Annotated in this window: 16 protein-coding genes and 1 riboswitch; of the genes, 4 read left to right on the top strand and 12 right to left on the bottom strand. The window is 45.8% G+C overall.

Annotation, left to right across the window (positions count from 1 at the left end):
• Window positions 1-207: 207 nt before the first annotated feature.
• Window positions 208-1,110: a transposase gene (locus GC093_RS24430; protein WP_171654527.1), complete on the bottom strand. Its 903-nt coding sequence runs from the start codon at window positions 1,108-1,110 to the stop codon at window positions 208-210.
• Window positions 1,111-1,740: 630 nt separating this feature from the next.
• Window positions 1,741-2,535, bottom strand: a complete 795-nt coding sequence (locus GC093_RS24425; protein ID WP_246315216.1) for a helix-turn-helix domain-containing protein — start codon at window positions 2,533-2,535, stop codon at window positions 1,741-1,743.
• 123 nt (window positions 2,536-2,658) lie between these two features.
• Here GC093_RS24425 and pyk point away from each other — a divergent pair, with 123 nt between their 5' ends.
• Window positions 2,659-4,077, top strand: coding sequence for a pyruvate kinase (gene pyk / locus GC093_RS24420; RefSeq protein WP_171654525.1), 1,419 nt, complete (start codon window positions 2,659-2,661; stop codon window positions 4,075-4,077).
• A gap of 189 nt (window positions 4,078-4,266) precedes the next feature.
• Window positions 4,267-5,043: an EcsC family protein gene (locus GC093_RS24415; protein ID WP_171654524.1), complete on the top strand. Its 777-nt coding sequence runs from the start codon at window positions 4,267-4,269 to the stop codon at window positions 5,041-5,043.
• A gap of 58 nt (window positions 5,044-5,101) precedes the next feature.
• Here the strand turns inward: GC093_RS24415 and GC093_RS24410 are convergent, their stop codons facing one another.
• Genes GC093_RS24410 through GC093_RS24400 form a run of 3 tightly spaced genes read right to left on the bottom strand, consistent with a single transcriptional unit; the run spans window position 5,102 to window position 7,431 of the window.
• Entirely contained in the window at window positions 5,102-6,751 is a 1,650-nt protein-coding gene (locus tag GC093_RS24410) for a b(o/a)3-type cytochrome-c oxidase subunit 1 (protein ID WP_171654523.1), read from the bottom strand.
• An 18-nt stretch (window positions 6,752-6,769) separates the two neighbouring features.
• Window positions 6,770-7,261 carry a cytochrome c oxidase subunit II gene (locus GC093_RS24405; RefSeq protein ID WP_171654522.1) on the bottom strand — a complete coding sequence of 164 codons (492 nt, stop codon included), beginning with the start codon at window positions 7,259-7,261 and terminating at the stop codon, window positions 6,770-6,772.
• A gap of 44 nt (window positions 7,262-7,305) precedes the next feature.
• Window positions 7,306-7,431, bottom strand: coding sequence for a cytochrome c oxidase subunit 2A (locus GC093_RS24400; protein ID WP_171654521.1), 126 nt, complete (start codon window positions 7,429-7,431; stop codon window positions 7,306-7,308).
• 140 nt (window positions 7,432-7,571) lie between these two features.
• On the opposite strand from GC093_RS24400, the gene GC093_RS24395 reads away from it, so the two are divergent.
• On the top strand, window positions 7,572-8,474 hold the full coding sequence (locus tag GC093_RS24395; RefSeq protein ID WP_171654520.1) for an NAD(P)/FAD-dependent oxidoreductase: 903 nt from the start codon (window positions 7,572-7,574) through the stop codon (window positions 8,472-8,474).
• Window positions 8,475-8,550: 76 nt separating this feature from the next.
• Here GC093_RS24395 and tenA read toward each other — a convergent pair whose 3' ends face one another.
• The 5 genes from tenA to GC093_RS24370 form a co-directional block, all read right to left on the bottom strand.
• On the bottom strand, window positions 8,551-9,219 hold the full coding sequence (gene tenA / locus GC093_RS24390) for a thiaminase II (RefSeq protein ID WP_171654519.1): 669 nt from the start codon (window positions 9,217-9,219) through the stop codon (window positions 8,551-8,553).
• A gap of 49 nt (window positions 9,220-9,268) precedes the next feature.
• On the bottom strand, window positions 9,269-10,102 hold the full coding sequence (locus tag GC093_RS24385; protein ID WP_216624792.1) for an energy-coupling factor transporter transmembrane component T family protein: 834 nt from the start codon (window positions 10,100-10,102) through the stop codon (window positions 9,269-9,271).
• Complete coding sequence (locus tag GC093_RS24380) at window positions 10,099-11,670, bottom strand: ABC transporter ATP-binding protein (RefSeq protein ID WP_171654518.1); 1,572 nt, start codon at window positions 11,668-11,670, stop codon at window positions 10,099-10,101. The genes GC093_RS24385 and GC093_RS24380 overlap by 4 nt, the downstream gene beginning before the upstream one ends.
• Complete coding sequence (locus GC093_RS24375; RefSeq protein ID WP_171654517.1) at window positions 11,667-12,257, bottom strand: ECF transporter S component; 591 nt, start codon at window positions 12,255-12,257, stop codon at window positions 11,667-11,669. Before GC093_RS24375 ends, GC093_RS24380 begins: the two co-directional genes overlap by 4 nt.
• 127 nt (window positions 12,258-12,384) lie before the next feature.
• Window positions 12,385-12,489, bottom strand: a riboswitch (TPP riboswitch).
• A 53-nt stretch (window positions 12,490-12,542) separates the two neighbouring features.
• Window positions 12,543-13,508: an acetylxylan esterase gene (locus tag GC093_RS24370; RefSeq protein WP_171654516.1), complete on the bottom strand. Its 966-nt coding sequence runs from the start codon at window positions 13,506-13,508 to the stop codon at window positions 12,543-12,545.
• Between the two features lie 154 nt (window positions 13,509-13,662).
• Between GC093_RS24370 and asd the strand changes: the two genes are divergently transcribed.
• Entirely contained in the window at window positions 13,663-14,445 is a 783-nt protein-coding gene (gene asd, locus GC093_RS24365; protein ID WP_171654515.1) for an archaetidylserine decarboxylase, read from the top strand.
• A 113-nt stretch (window positions 14,446-14,558) separates the two neighbouring features.
• On the opposite strand, the gene GC093_RS24360 is transcribed toward asd, so the two are convergent.
• Both GC093_RS24360 and pdxR read right to left on the bottom strand, forming a co-directional pair.
• Entirely contained in the window at window positions 14,559-15,302 is a 744-nt protein-coding gene (locus tag GC093_RS24360) for a WecB/TagA/CpsF family glycosyltransferase (RefSeq protein WP_171654514.1), read from the bottom strand.
• Between the two features lie 239 nt (window positions 15,303-15,541).
• Window positions 15,542-16,990 (bottom strand): MocR-like pyridoxine biosynthesis transcription factor PdxR, encoded by a 1,449-nt coding sequence (gene pdxR / locus GC093_RS24355; RefSeq protein WP_171654513.1) that lies wholly within the window; start codon window positions 16,988-16,990, stop codon window positions 15,542-15,544.
• Between the last annotated feature and the right edge of the window lie 47 nt (window positions 16,991-17,037).

Raw genomic sequence — 17,037 nt, 5'->3', positions numbered from 1 at the left:
ATGTATGAGAGTTTCAGATAATTGATATGATTGGAAGTACGTATGATAGTTCCAAATAATTGCTATGATTCCAAGTGTTTCGATTAACTAATATTTCATGAAATAATTTTATAGAATTATAGATGTTTTTCAAAAAATTCAGCATGATAAAGCATTATTTTATAAAGTTAAACAAGAGTTCTAGTACTATTACATACTAACTCAATGCTAGGAAATGATTGGAAATCGGAGTAGTTTTGGGTATGTAAGAGGAGCAGCAGCCGCACTTAGTTGAGTCAAATAGCGAAAAATTGCCTCCCCCTGAAACTCAAGATTCAAACGGTAGCAGTATTCATTAAGATAGGCTTGTAAATGCTTTGGGCCAATTCCATGATAGGCTGCATTGATCCATTGACCTGCTTTTTTTGCTACGCTAAGCAGCCGATGAAAGCGGCGAGGACTGAATCGAGCGGTAATGCATTCTAAATCTCCGGTTTTTGATTCAACATTGTGTTGGATGAAATGCTGATTTCCAGAGGGTCGTAAGTTCCTACCTTGCAAATACTCATCAGGGACTCGTTTAATTTTGACATAAAGGGGTTCTCCTTCTGTATTTATGGAGGCACCAACTAAAAGAGGTTGTTCTTGGATGTGGCGATTCACAGATGGATTATGAGGACGGCCGTACAAAGCTGAATTGACCCGAACAATACCCGATAACATCGTACTAGCATCAGCCTTACTTATAGCGTAACGGATTTTATGAAGTATAAGCCAAGCTGTTTTATAAGTGACGCCAATTGCACCACTGAGTTGAACAGCATTAATACCACACGGAGCGTAAGAAATAAGCAACAAAGCATGGAACCATTTACGCAATGTGGTCCTGCTTCCCTCCATAATTGTCCCCGCTATAAGAGACTCTTGGTAATGGCAGGAGCTGCATTCGAAAAGTGGCAGTCTGCGTGTCGTAATCTTATAGGCATGGGGATGACCACAACGAGCACAATGAAATCCATCGGGCCATTTAGCTGTAAACAACATATCTGCACAGGCTTCTTCCGTGCTGAATAATTGAAGCTGCTCCTCTGATACCTTCCACGTTACTGTAATTGTCCGTTCATCGGCCATTGATACACCCCGCTGAAATATGAATATATATACCATCCTACATCATTCAACTAATCAAATTTGTTTTAAGAGCATTTTACAAGTAAACCATAATGTCTTGCACATCCTAAGAAAAAATAAGAACAACAAATCGTAAAAGAAACTTCAAATCAAACCCGCCAGATAACAAACATATGTTCTTATATTTAATTATAACGAACAAACATTCCCATTTCAATAGTTATTATCAATTCTCCCATATTTTTTTTGAAAATATTAGGATACAAAAAGGTATTCAAAACTTTAAAAAAGTTTGATCTTCAGTAGAAAAATTTCTCTGATAATATGAAATATATCGATTCAAACGATCCTGAGGAAAAGGGATAGTATTCATAAGGGAAATCAACAGTAATCTATATCACTTATGAACGGGGCTGGATTACCTAAGGTTAAGGGATAGCATTCATAAGAAACTTCAACTCTGATTTGTATCACGTGTGACTGGGATTCGATTACCTGAGGGAGAGGGATAGTATTTATAAGGAAATTCAACAGTCGTTTATCCACTTGTGCCCGGGGCTGGTTTACCTGAGGTTAAGGGATAGTAATCAAATGTGACTGCAACTGTATTTCATCATCCTTATTCTTCTGCTATAAAGAAGGTTCCTCTCTGTATTTTACATAAGCGGCTGGCGGCTGACCGGTTTCTCTTTTGAAGATACGATGAAAATAGGAAGGGTCACAATAACCTAAATAGTCGGAAATATCGCCAACCGTTCGTTGCGAATGAATAAGCAGATAAATAGCCGTTTTGACACGTAGTGCGTGCACAAATCCACCGATCGTCTGGCCTGTTACATCGCTAAATACGGAGGCTGCATAGTTGGGGCTTTTTCCAATGACTTCGCCTAATTCTTCTTTTGTCACTTTTTCACGATAGTGATTTTGAATGTAGGCCTTCATCTGCTCTGTATGCCGTTCTTTTGTAGTGGATGGCTGACCTTCGCTCATTTCTCTGTTCCAGTGGGCTAGCACTTCCATTGTTAATGCACTGCACATTGCTTCGGCAAAAGCAGGCCGTTCACTCCATTCCTCGTGCATGGTTCTAAACCTTTGCAGCAGCAGCTCGTATTTAACTGTTCTCCATTTGCAAACTTGGAATTCAGCCAGTAAAGGCAGCATGTGCATCAAAGAGCCCTCTTCTACTTTAAAAGAGACCATATATTTCTCATGGGTGACGGACGGAATGCTTTTCCCATAAAAAGAAGTTTGTCTAGGGATAAGTAGAAGATCGCCTTTTTCCAACAGTATTTTTTCCTGTCGTATCCAAAATAAGCATTTACCATAGTTGACCATAACTAACACCCACGTAGGCATTCCCTCATCAAACTCCTCGAACCATTGCACGCTCGTATCTTGCCGAACTGATTGTATCAATAGCATCATAATCACCTCGTATTTTTAAAATAAATACTATTATACAAACACAGTACTATTTTTCATAGTATTTATATACTTTTTTCACTACAATGGGTTTCAGCGATTTGTAACTCGAGGAGGAAAACATACATGTTACCAAAAACGAAAATTATGTGCACAATGGGACCCGCTTGTGATTCCGTCGATATGCTGAAGGAATTGATACGAGCCGGCATGAATTCTGCCCGAATGAATATGGCCCACGGTGATTTGGAAGATCACAAAGGAAGAATTCAAAGAGTCCGTCAAGCCGCCCAGGAGCTGGGGGCAACGGTTTCGATTTTATTGGATATTAAAGGTCCTGAAATCCGCACTGGTTTGCTGGAGCAGCCTTCCTATGAGCTTCGTACAGGTGAGCTACTAACATTAACAACCGAGCAGATTCAAGGGACTGCTGAGCGAATATCCGTCTCCTACAAGGAACTCACACAAGATATCGAGCCTGGCTCACGTATTTTGATCGATGATGGTCTGATTGAGCTTATTGTTGAAGCTGTGGAAGGCACTGAGATCCGCTGTAGAATTATCAACGGAGGTATTATTAAATCCCGTAAAGGTGTTAATCTACCAGGTGTAAGAACCTCCCTGCCGGGAGTAACAGAAAGAGATGTACAGCATATTTTGTTCGGTATTGAACAAGACGTCGATATCATAGCCGCCTCCTTTGTACGAAAAGCAAGCGATATAGTTGAAATCAGACGTTTGCTGGATGAGGGCCAGGCCTCCCATATTCAAATCATATCCAAAATTGAAAATCAGGAAGGCGTAGAAAATCTGGACGACATCCTGGAAGTATCGGACGGACTTATGGTTGCTAGGGGCGATCTAGGAGTAGAAATTCCCATTGAAGATGTTCCTATTATTCAAAAGCAAATGATCCAAAAGGGGAATGCCGCAGGCAAGCCAATTATTACCGCTACACATATGCTGGATTCTATGCAATACAACCCTCGTCCGACAAGGGCGGAAGCAAGCGATGTAGCAAATGCTGTCTACGATGGTACCGATGTATTGATGCTTTCTGGTGAAACCGCCGCTGGAAAATATCCTCTCGAATCGGTGAAAACAATGGCTGCGATTGCTGCCAATATTGAATCGACGCTCTGTTATAAAGAGATGCTTCAGAAAAAAGCAGCCGTACAGAAAAATAATATTACCGAGGTCATCAGCCAAGCCGCAGTTAGCTCATCTCTTGACTTGGGGGCCATAGCGATCATTACGCCTACTGTAAGCGGGTTTACCCCTCGAATGGTATCTAAATACCGCCCGAAAGCACCAATCATCGCCGTAACTCCGGATGAACGAGTACAGCGTCGTCTTAGTTTGTTTTGGGGTGTTATCCCTATAAAAGGGGTGTCTGTTCAATCAACAGACGAAATGTTCGAATCAGCCATTCAGAGTGCACTCACAAGTGGACTTGTAAAGCCAGGCGATCTAGCTGTCGTCTCCGCAGGAGTACCCGTAGGACAATCAGGATCGACGAATTTGATCAAAATACAGCATATTTAATACTAGTTAAACGGCTTTCGCAGCCCTTTGGGACGCGTGAAGCCGTTTTTATTGAGTCTTGGTTCACTTCAGAAGTCTACAATTTGTAATCGTTGCACCAATATTAAGATAGAATTGTAGTGAAACTGTAAAAGGAGGCGGAATCCTATCGAAACGAATTGGAGCATTTACGAGCATCAGACGGCAAAGATGTTAAAGCATTGGGAGAAGGAATTATTGAAGCCTCCTAGTTTTCTAGAAAAATCATCAAAAGCTGTATCTGAGCGTATTAATCAGGTTATCCCTGAAAAAGTCCACCAAACTATCACAGCGACAGTAAAAGGTATCGTTAAAACTGCATTGTTCAGCATCGACTATATGCCCAAGAACCCCCCGTTGGTTGGAGTTTCCTTAGCTATCCGCGATCACAAGGCAGAGGAATCGATCTCTCTATACAAAAAGCTAGCTGCAGCAGAAGGGGCTGGAGCCGGGGCTGGGGGAATTCTGCTAGGTTTAGCCGACTTCCCGATATTGATTGGAATTAAGATGAAGCTGCTCTTCGAATTAGCACATATTTACGGTCATTCCACCCAGGATTACCGAGAGAGGCTGTTCATTCTTCATGTATTTCAGTTAGCATTCTCCAGCCAGACAAAAAAGCAAGCCTTGCTTCAAACCATCATTCAATGGCCTGAAACGGCTCGCTCTCTTCCTCCCGCTGAATCCTACGTGAATCACATCAATTGGCAGCAGCTTCAGCAGGAATACCGCGATACCATCGATCTTCGCAAAATGCTGCAGCTCATCCCCGGTGTTGGCGCAGTTGTTGGAGCCTGGGCCAATTATGGACTTCTGGATGATCTTGGTCGTGTTGGGATGAATTGCTATCGACTTCGCTCGTTGCAGGAAACAAGAAGTCGTATGACTGCAGAAGCTCAGAATAATTCAACAAAAGGATCTATTATTGATAATAGCACGACCGATTAATCAAGGGCAGGGGTAACTGAGCACTTGAAACATATCAGCCTAACTTTGTTACCATGTGTTACCATGTTACAATACCTTTTGCTCCTGTACCTGGATTATTCAACAGTTCCATTACTGGAATCGAGTAAGCAACCAATATTAAGACTACTAGTACACCTACCCATAGACCCCAACGTTCAAATATTGCCGGTGTTTTCTCAGCTGCATCACTAACCTCAGCGATTGGATATTCTGTTTCGCCTTTTGGTGCTTTTAACAGCATAACCACATTTACTATCATCATAATGACTCCGATGAATAGTACCGTACCACCAATCGCCATAACCACATGGTAGGGCATCCATAGGATCGCGTCCGGGTGATCCTGATACGTTGTATATGCCGTCCGACGAGGCGAACCAAACAAACCTACCGTATGCATAGCTCCCGACATAAAGAACATACCAACGAGCCAAGTGATCGTCTGTGCTATCCCCAGCTTATGCAGCAGCGGAGTTAGCACTCGCCCAGTCACTGCTGGGATTAACCAATACGTCACTCCAAAAAATGTTAGCGCAACGCTCGTAGCTACTGTCAAATGAAAATGCCCAGTTACCCACAACGTATTATGGACAACCATATTCATTTGATGACTTGCATTGATTAGACCGCCAGCTCCAGCAGGAATAAATATCAGCATCCCCATAAAAGGGGCGAAGAAACGCACATCGCTCCACGGAAGCTTTTTCACCCATCCAAACAACCCTTTAGCACCTATACTGCGTCCATGCATTTCAAAAGTTGCGAACAACGAGAATGCTGTCATCAACGATGGCACTACGACCATGAATGTAAGCACTACCTGCACATACTTCCAAACCGAAGATATTCCCGGCTCCGTCAACTGATGGTGAAAACCTACCGGAATAGAGAACAGAAGCAGCAGGATAAACGCCAGCCGTGCCAAAGCATCGCTGAACATTTTGCCGCCGATCACCTTTGGAATAACAACATACCAGCATATGTAGGCGGGTAGCAGCCAGAAATAAACTAACGGGTGTCCAAAGTACCAGAATAAAGTACGGCTTAGAGTTACATTAATTGTTTCAACCCAGCCGAAGGACCAAGGAATGAGCTGAAAGAGTACCTCTATTGCTACTCCCAGTGTTGCGATAAACCACATGAGCATTGTCACAACAGACATAAAAGCAAATAGCGGTGATAGCTTGCCATTGTGTGTTTTTTTCCAATACCGGTAATTGATAAATATCCCGAAGCAGCTCATCCAGCTGCCAACAACAATCAAGACCAAGCTTACATAAAACCATGGAGAAGCCATCATCGGTGCATAGAATGTGTATAGTACAGTTGCTTTATTAAGTAGAATAAGAATGGTTGCGATTATTGTACCAATAGTCATCAGGCCGTAGCCAACCCACCCAAGCGATCTGGCAACGGGCAGCAATTGCCCACCTAATGTCTTGGACACACCTGAGTATAGGAATCCGATGATAAAATAAGTGGTAAACACAATAGCCATCAATATCCCATGAGCTGTCAGCAGCTGATAATAACCAATACCGTATGGTAGAGTTATCATCCCCCCACGTACAAGCCCTTGAAGCACCCCTGCAACACCACCCAGCAATAACGCAAGGAATGCAAACAATATATGTGCGAGCACTAATGCGGAGTCTCTACGGTCAAAGCCTTTTATTTGCGTTATCATAATTTAGTCTCTCCTCTGTTACTTCACAATAATTAAGGTCTGCATCATTTCATGAGCTGCCCCGCAATATTCATTACACAGGACTAGAAACTCGCCTTGCTTCGTAAACTTATAAGTCAGATGATTCACCTCACCAGGTACCACCATCATGTTCACGTTTGTACCTGGGATTTGAAAGCCATGTACAACATCCTTACTTGTAATGTGAAAATGTACTGTAGCGCCAACCGGAATCTCCATTTTGTCAGGACTGTAGCCAAAGGCAAATGCCAGCATATAAGCGTCGTACTCGTTTTCCCCAATTTTTTTCAAGCCGAGCTCGTTAAATGGAGCCGTTTGTTCCACGGTTTCGGGATTAACCGTTTGGCGGGACTGATTCTGAGAGTGATCATGCTCCCCGGGTGTCTGTGCTCCAAGGGCAAAAGCCCCAACTCCTAGGACGACCAGGAACACGATCAGCATCGTGATACCGAAGGTTAACCAAATTTTTTCATAACGATGAATATGCATGAAGCTCCAACCCCTTTGATCTAATGTTTTTACTATGTATCAGCCTAGCCTCTAGCAATGAATAATACGAATACACCGACCCAGGTTAATACCAGAAACGCACCGAGCAGCATCACCGCTACTAATGTTCCTTTTAATGATGCTTCCTCATGCTTGTGCTGTTCACCCATGGTATCCCACTCCCTTCGGACTTAAACTTATGCTCTAATTGTAGGGTGAAGATCAGTACAGCTCTATGATTAAAGTCACATTGAATGTCAAGGAAGAATGAACGTTTTGGACACAAACTATACTACAAGGAGCGATGGATATGCTGTACGATTGTGCCATCATTGGCGGGGGACCTGCCGGATTAAACGCTGCGCTTGTATTGGGTAGAGCAAGACGAAGCATTATTCTATTCGATAATAACAAGCCAAGAAATGCGGTTACCCACGAATCTCACGGATTCATTACAAGAGACGGAGTGAAACCAAACGAGTTTAGAAGGATCGCTCAGCAGGAAATCAGCAGGTATCCCTCTGTCGAATTTGCTCATAATGAAATCACCACTGTAAGCAAAAGTGACGGCTCCTTCCAATTGGTAACTCGTGACGGCAGAGCAGTTGGGGCCAAAAACATCATACTAGCCGCAGGTTTAAAGGAAATTTTGCCGGATATAAGTGGTATTCATGATTTCTATGGCACTAGTCTTTTCAGTTGTCCTTATTGTGACGGATGGGAATTAAGAGATAAACCGCTTGTTATAGTTGCTGAGGGGCTGCACAGTTTCCAAATGGCCAAAATTGTTCATAATTGGAGTCGTGATATCATTTTGTGCACAAACGGACAGCAGACTCTTACTTCTGAGCAAAAAGATAAGCTTCAGAGCAAGAAAATCCAAGTCTTCGAGCAGCGAATTTCTGGATTCATTGGACAAAGGGGCCAACTAAAGCAGGTAACTTTCGAGGGTGGAAATACAATTAGCAGAGCAGGGGGATTCGTAACTCCAATTTGGGTTCAGGCTGTTTCTTTCGGTGAAAGATTAGGCTGTGAAACTAATAAATTGGGCGGGTACGTGACGGACTCTTTTGGTAAAACAAACATTAAAGGCGTCTATGCCGCAGGAGATGCTTCAGTTATCGCTCCTGCTCAATTGATTATTGCTGCAGCAGAAGGAAGCCGGGCCGCAATAGGAGTAAACATGAATTTAACCGAAGCTGAGTTTGAGTAGAAGCTTTTGTTACGCACGGAGAGCAGCTCTTTTGAACGAAAAAAAGCAGCCCACAGAGGAGCTGCTCCTTATTATGTCAATTGTAATTCGGCCATGCTTCTAAAGTGTAGGCCATATCCCAAAATTTGTACTCATAATGGCTGCTTATGACGAAATGTCTCTTCATCCGCTCACGGTCAGCGGCCGTAACCTCCTCTGCAATCGAATCCAGACGATCGATTTGCTCCTGTACCAGTTCACGGAACCATTCCCCACCGTAAGCGTCGATCCATTCCTGGTAGATCGGCTCACTAGAAGCTACTCCCTGCAGTCGCTCTCCGATCTCGTAATAAAGCCAGTAGCAAGGTAAAATAACTGCTACAATATCTCCCAAATGTCCTGCATTAGCAACCCGCAGCATGTGGGAAGTATACGCATAAGCCGTCGGTGACGGCTCAAATGCCGCTTTCTCTGCTTCACTGATACCCAATCGTTTAGCAAAGTTCTCATGTAGAGACAGTTCTGCATTGTAAGTTCCCTGCACATGAGCAGCCATCCTATTGGAATCAGAGAGATCTGTTGCTTTAGCTGCCCCTAACGCCTGAACGCGAGCAAATTGAGACAAATAATAAGCATCATTTAATAAATAATGACGAAAGTTGGCTAGCGGCAGCGTACCATCTGCGATCCCTTGTACGAATGGATGCTCAAAGCTAGCGTTCCAGCTAACCTCTACGGCTTGACGCAGCTCCTGTGAAAATTTCATAGTAATTTTCCTCCTTAAGAGTTTTCATATGAAAACTTACTACGTAAGTTTAATTAACGTTATATCGGACGTCACCGATATGGAAATAAGGAAAGTGCTGCCCTACATACATGGCAGCCCAGATCCCTGCTGCTAAATACAGCAGCAGCAACAGATCTCGCATCGAGAAGCCGATGCGATAATAATACGTGCGCCCGCGCGCCGAAGAGAAGCGCTTCGCTTCCATCGCCACAGCGATACGCTGAGCGCGTCGAATGCTCTGCGCCAGCAACGGAATCGCGTACAGCCTTAGTGATTCGTAGACGCTGCCGATCCCAACGCGCCGCTTCACGCCGCGCACCTTCAGGGCCATTCGCAGCGTCCGAAACTCATCCACCATAATGGGCATAAGCCGCAATGCGGCCATGAAGCTATAGGCGTATTTCGGTGGCAGCTTGCACTGCTGCATCAAGGAATAGAACAAGGCTACAGGTTTTGTCGTCAGCGCAAACATCAGCCCCGTCAAGGCCATGTTGACTGTTTTCAAACCAATGTGGATACCACGGAAAAAGCTCTCCTCTGTAACATGAACGAGCCCGATATGCAGCCAAGTTGTATCCCCTTTTCCAAACAGCATCATGGACATGGAAGAAGACACAAACAACAGTCCGAACGGAAGAAACATAAGCAGTAATCGAGGCAACGGATGCCCCGAGAACAATAGAAGCAGCAAGAGCTGGGCCGCAGTAATGTTGATCAATACATTAATATTATCCGTTAGCAGCACGATGAAGAACATCCCTATGGATAAGAACAGCTTCAAGCTCGGATTCACCCTATGCAGCCAAGTTTCTTCGAAAGCAAACACGTAACGCCTCACCCCGCTTCCTTGTACATCTTTCAAAAAAAGATTCCAGTCGGCTCAAGATCTCCCACATCCCCATCAATCTCCACAGACCTCAAATATTCATTCGGCTCTGTATCTAGGGTCAATCTGCCATTCTCTATAAACCACACGCGTGTGGCAAAATACCGGACAATTTCCATATCATGCGTCACCATAATAATAGAAACTCCCTGTTGCCTCCAGCCTTCCAGCTTCTGCAAAATAGCAAAAGTATTCGCCGCATCCTGCCCGAATGTCGGCTCATCCAGAAGCACTAGCCGTTGTCGCTTACTCATCGCTGTGGCTACGCTTAATCGTCGCTTCTGACCTAGCGACAGCTGGTAAGGATGCTGGGCCTTTTGATCCTGCAGGCCAAATTCAAAGAGCAGCTCTTCGGTAAGCTTCGCAGCATCTGCCTGGCCGTCCCTGCGAAACCCGAAGGCAGCCTCGTCATATACGGAGTTGGTCACAAACTGCATCTCCGGATTTTGAAACACATAGGCGGCTTCATCCGCCACATCCTTGAAGCCCTTCACGCTGCGGCCGATTATCTCATAGCCGCCCGAAGTGGGAAGCAGCTGCATAAGAGATTGCAGCAGCGTGCTTTTCCCGGCTCCGTTGCCGCCAATCACAGCCACCCACTCGCCGGGGCTCAAGCGAGTATCCGCCACGCGGATCTTCGCTTCCCGGCTGCGAGCTCGGCTGTGGTATCCGGCAAAATCGCGGAGCTGTAACAGATCTCGGCTGGCATCAGCCTGCTCGCTGCCCAACTGCTTCGCAGTATCAGCCGTTGCCTTATCAGCATCGGCAATCAGCTTGCTTCTATTATCTTGCAGCGCCTGGTACACCGGACTTGCGGCGTAATCTTCCCATACGCCAGGGTACCAAATTCCATATTGCTGAAGCTCTGCTTTACATTCAGCAAATATTTGGGATGGGGATCCGTCTGCCATTACAGCCCCAGCATGATTAAATAACACAATCCGATCAACAAATTCAATGACTTCATCTATTTTATGTTCTACGATAACGACCGTTTTGTCTTTCCCGACCTTTTTGATCGTCTCCCATACTTGCTTGGTTCCTTCAGGATCTAGGAGTGCCGTGGGCTCATCCAGAAACAAAGCCTCCGGCTCTAACGCGAGAATCGAAGCAATAGCCAGCCTCTGCTTCATACCTTGCGACATCGATTGGATTGGCATATGCTGCTCCTCCAGCTCGAGTCCCACCTGCTGTAGCCCTTCTTTTATACGAACAGGCATTTCATCTCTCGGAACCCCCAGGTTCTCCAGTACGAAGGCCATCTCTTCATCGACAAAGGGCATGCAAAACTGCGTATCCGGATCCTGAAACACATAACCCCAGGATGGTGGTACCACAATGCTGTCAAATCGAACCGGGACATCAATCGCTCCCGGAATTAATCCGGTTAGCACTTGAAGCAGTGTAGACTTTCCGCATCCGCTGGGTCCGAGCAGCAATACCTTTTGTCCTGTTGGAACAGCAAACGATAGCTCTTCAAACTGCAGCGTTGAACTTCCTGCAAATTTCAGCCGTAAACCGCTGACTGAGACGCCGATACTCATTGCTTCTTACGCTCCAGAGCATCGTAATCGGCTCGGCTCGCTGGACGAACCAATTGGGTAACGCCAGTAGCTTCCAGCGCTTTAACCAACCAATAGGCGCATAGTCCAGTTATAAAGATCCCACTAATCAAACGGAATACGAAATACAGAATCAAGTTCCAAGACTGGAGATCAACCAAATATCCTTTGAATCCATCAAAAATTAAGGAAGCTGCCGCGGAGGCAACACCTGCCATACAAGCAGTCGCTGCTGAGAAGCTGCGGTACCGGAACAGCAGAAATACAAGCTCGGCGCCCAGACCTTGTGCAATCCCGTAAGTTAGCGCCTCGGGTCCGAATTGAGAGCCGGCAAGCAGTTCACCTGATGCCGCAGCTATTTCGGCTAACAGCGCGACTCCCGGCTTGCGGATCAGCAGGAAAGCAACCGTAGCCGCAATAAACCATACACCATAGACGAGCTGGTCGAGCTGCAAGCCCGCCAACTTAACGACATTGGACACATCCCCCCACAAACGATAAATTATACCGAACACAACAGCAATAACGATGGTGACCAAAATGTCGGTCAATTTTAAACCTTTGGACATGGTGCGGTTCAACCCCTTCTCTTCTTACATAATGTTAATCTGTACGGTTCCAGATGGCTTTTTTAATAAGCAAAAAAGACCACCTCCGTATTTAGAAGTGGTCTGCATGTTAGAATTCAATACACGCTTCAATCGCTCTCCACTTCCCTACGCTGGCGCAATCCAGATCAGGTTCAGAGGGTCTAGGATCTATTGATCCAATCTCAGCCTTGCGGCTCCCCTAGTGACATTTATCATATTAACATGACTGGCAAAAAAGTCAACGGTTAAGTTTCAGCCATAGACCTATAAATTAGAGGCTACAAATCGCATCATCGCCTCTTCATGGAAAGGCAGCGCTTCATGACCATAATCAGGATACAGCTTTAGCTCTTTTTCTCCCGCCAAATGATTGTATGCGGCAAAGCAGGTCGAAGGTGGGCAAACAACATCCTGAAGCGTTATAGCCATCAAGGTTTTCGCCTTAACCCGTGAGGCCATATTCATCCCATCGAAATAGCTAAGGGTACGATATACTTGCTCTTCTTGAAGATGCTCGGGATCAAACCGGCGAAACCAGTTTTTAATCTCCACATAAGGTCCGCCATTATGCTGCTCTACAGCACGGCGGAAGTGGCATAAAAACGGATAATACGGCATAGCCAGCTTCGGCCGGTCATCCAAACCAGCGGCTGCGAGCGCGAGCCCGCCCCCCTGGCTCCCCCCGTATACAGCGATCCGGGATGCATCCACTTCCTGCTGTGAGCATACAAAATCAATGGCGCGAATACAGTCTAAGTAAACCTGCTTGTAATAGTAAAGATTCGGATCGAGAATACCAAGGGTCATCCAACCCGAAATGCTCCCCTGTGGAAACGAAGCTCCAACCGGCGTTAATCCACCTTGACCTCTAGTATTAATAGCCAATACAGCTATACCCATTGAAGCCCAATGCAGCAATTCATGCGGGTTTCCTCGATTGCCATTATAGCCATGATATTTTACAATTACCGGCAGCGATCCTGCTTTATGCTCCCCAGCAGGTACAACGTACCAACCATGGACAGGCGTACCATCGGCACCGTCATAAATCACATCGTAGATATGTATGGATTTTAATGGATGATCCTCGACCAAGGTTGCTTTAGCGTTCAAAGGTACGGATTTGGCTCTCCCTTTGGCCTCTTCCCAAAATGTGTCGAAGTCACTTTCTACCGTTAATTCAGGCTTGTAATCACGAAGCTGGGATAAGGGCATATCAACATTTGGCATGAATAACAACTCCTTCATAGAATATAAGCTTCTCGCAGCTGCAGCAACGGATCAAATGGTACGGAATTGTTTCTTTTTCCTTGCGTTAGCGCGGGTTATATGTCAAGATATTTGATAAAACAACAATTAAGAAGAAACAGGTGAGCCTAGAGCTATGATGAAATCTTTTTTCCGCTTGTTAACGGAGCTATCCTCACGTAAAGCGATCTCCCAATTAACAGGCGCATTTGCAAAATCACGAGCAAGCCGCGGCTTAATTCCGCGTTTTGCCAAAATATACGGAATCCCTTTGGAGGATGCTGAGAAGCAATGGACTGATTATGTATCCTTGAATGATTTTTTTACAAGGCGCCTGAAGCAAGGACTTCGTGTCATTGATGCAGCCCCGCAAGCTTTAGTGAGCCCTGTCGACGCCATGATCACAGGCATAGGTAATATAACAGATGGCCTCATCTTAAATGTCAAAGGCCAGGACTACACCGTGGATGAGCTGCTTAACTATTCGCCACGCACGGTCAATTACAAGAATGGCTTCTACTTTGTACTGTATTTGAGCCCAACCGATTATCACCGGATTCACTCACCAATTGAAGGGGATATTATTGAAAAAGAGCATGTTCCCGGCAAAGTGTATCCCGTCAATGAATTCGGCCTTCGCCATATGCGCAGAGTGTTAAGCCGCAACGAGCGGTTGATTACTTACATGCAGCATGAAAAAAATGAGCTTGCAGTAGTCAAAGTCGGCGCGATGAACGTGAGCAGTATCCAATACGCATCACCCCTGCCGACTCATCTTGGCCGCGGTGATGAACTGGCCTTTTTCGAGTTCGGATCGACGGTCGTGCTGCTGCTTGAAACCGATTCATTCGAGAGCCGCAGCGATCTTCAGGTCGGCAGTAAAGTAAAAATGGGCGAAAAGCTCGGCAGCATGAAATAATCCATCATACAGATTGTGCTATGCAAAATATTAAAAGGAAGTTGCCACCTGCTGCGCCAGCAGGCGTCGGCTTCCTCTTTTTTATTGCTCAAACTCACCAGCAAGCCGCTGCCTTATTTGCTTTTGCCGCCCCCAAAAAGTATCTTCAATGCAAATCTAGGCAATACCAATTGCCTGCGTAATCGGGAAGGCTGAGACAGCAGACGATATAACCATTCGAGATTCAATTTCTGCCATACTTCCGGTGCGCGCTTAACTTTCCCCGCTAGAACATCAAGACTGCCTCCGATACCGAAGGCGACCTTCGCTTGAAGCTCTTTTTGATACTTGAAAATCCATTTTTCCGAGAATGGCGCTCCCATGGCTACCACTAAAATATCTGGCTTTGCAGCACCGATAGACGCAACGACACTCGCTTCATTGTCTTTACCGAAAAATCCGTTCTGTCTTCCAACTACACGGACACCCGGATATTGCACCGCAATCACCTCGGATGCCTTCCGATTCGTCTCCTCATCGGCTCCTAGCAGATATATGGAATAGCCTTTTTCATTCCCTGCTTTCAGCAGACCTGTAAAAATATCAAATCCGGTCACCCGCTCTTCCAGCGGTTCTCCCTGCCACTTGGCTGCCAAAACTACGCCAATGCCATCCGCCGTGATCATCCCTGCTTGGGAAATGATCTTTTGCAGCAGCTCGTCTTGCTTGGCAACCATCACGATCTCTGGGTTCGCTGTAATAAGCTGAAATAGCTTGCCTTCCTGCTTGTCCAGCCGATCGGTGAGCGTCTTTATCGTTTGTTGTAAGTTAAGTTTGGAGAAAGGTACCCCCATTATTGAAACGGTTTGTTGCTTCATGTTAATTTCACCTTTTCTAAAGATGTCATGGATAAAATTCTGCGCTGTCATTCGATGACGCGCGGCTTCAATGAATTGCCTACCTTATGTTTTTATCATTTGGCGACAAAAAATACAACCATATAAACACCATACTCCTATTTCACAGTATGTTTACTAGTATATTTACTTTTGTAATTTCTAGATGGCAATAATAATTCCTGCATTCGCCATGCACCACTCATGTTCCACAAAGGTGTTTACAGCACCTGCATGAGCTTTACTGCATACTCCATATCCTGTTCCGTTAAATGAGGGAAATGAAAGTAGGCTCCGTGTCGTATTCTTGAATCTGCTGGAAGTGCCACATCGGACCACCGGATACCAGACTCGCCACAGCGTTTCCTAAATTCCATATAGCTCTCCTCTGTGCCTCGCCACCACCCAAACAAATGCAATCCAGCATCGCTTTCTACCCAGTCGAATCGGTCGGACAAACACCGGGTCAGCAAGAGGCGTAAGCATTCGAACTTGCGGCTGTACACGCGCTTCATCCGCCGTAAGTGACGTTCATATTGGCCACTGTTCATAAACGATGCCAACGTTTGCTGCTCCAGCAGCCCAGTTGGCTGCGGCTCGTATAATGCCTTAGCCCTGATTACCGGCTCCACAAGGGCTGGAGGTACAACCGCATAGCCGATGCGGATGCTTGAGAGCAAGGACTTGGAGAAGCTGCCTACGTACACGACCCGCTCCTCACGATCCAGCACCTTCAGCGGCTCCACAGCCTTGCCTCTATGCCTAAATTCGCTGTCGTAATCATCTTCTATGATTACGGCTTCCCGCTCATACGCCCATTGGAGCAGCCGCTGGCGCCGCTCCAAGCTCAATACAGCCCCGGTCGGAAACTGCCGCCCGGGGGTCACAAACAGCAGCTTAGCCGTCCAATCATCCGGCACGATTCCCTGCTCATCCACATCGATCGGCATGCAGGTACCGCCTGCCGCCATTACCGCCCGGCGTATCCCATTATAGCCGGGATTCTCCACTATAGCAGTGTCGCCTTCGTTAATCATCAGCTGAGTCAGCAGCGCTATCGCCTGCATCGAGCCGTTAAAGATTACGATATGCTCCGCCTGCGCGGCAATTCCTCTTGCTCTGCGCAAATAATTCGCAATGCCCTCGCGAAGCCCTAAGTCCCCCTGTGCAGAAGGCGGAATGGTGAAGTTCTGCTGCGACATTTGTCTCGCTGTCGCATATAAACACCGGTTCCATTCCTCCTTCGGAAACCACTCGGAATCAGGAGCAAACCAATGAAAATCTATCTCTCTTAATCCCTCCGACTTGAGGGGAAGCTGTACAGAAGCTTCGTGAGCTACCGAAATCTCATTAACTCTAGCTCCCCACTTCGAGAGTGAATAATTCCTTTTGAGCATATCCATTTGCTGTATACAGCTGGAATTGTAGGAGACGAATGTTCCTCTTCCCACCTCACATATAACATACCCTTCTGAAGCCAGCATATCGTACACTTGATTGATCGTTCCTCTAGAAACCTTATAAAGCTCTGCCAATTCCCTGCTGGAGGGAAGCCTCGTATGGAGTGGAAGCACCCCACCCACGATTGAATCTCTTAAGGCATGATAAAAAGCCAGCAGTTTGGAGGAATACCTCTCATAGTAGCTATGGTAAGGAATTTGAAAATGCATGATCAGCTCTCTCCATTCCTTTTAATGGTACACTAAAATAACTCTAA

Source organism: Paenibacillus foliorum (assembly GCF_013141765.1).
Classification (GTDB): domain Bacteria; phylum Bacillota; class Bacilli; order Paenibacillales; family NBRC-103111; genus Paenibacillus_S; species Paenibacillus_S foliorum.
The sequence above is the reverse complement of the archived record's forward strand: the minus strand, read 5'-3'. Positions and strand labels throughout refer to the sequence as shown.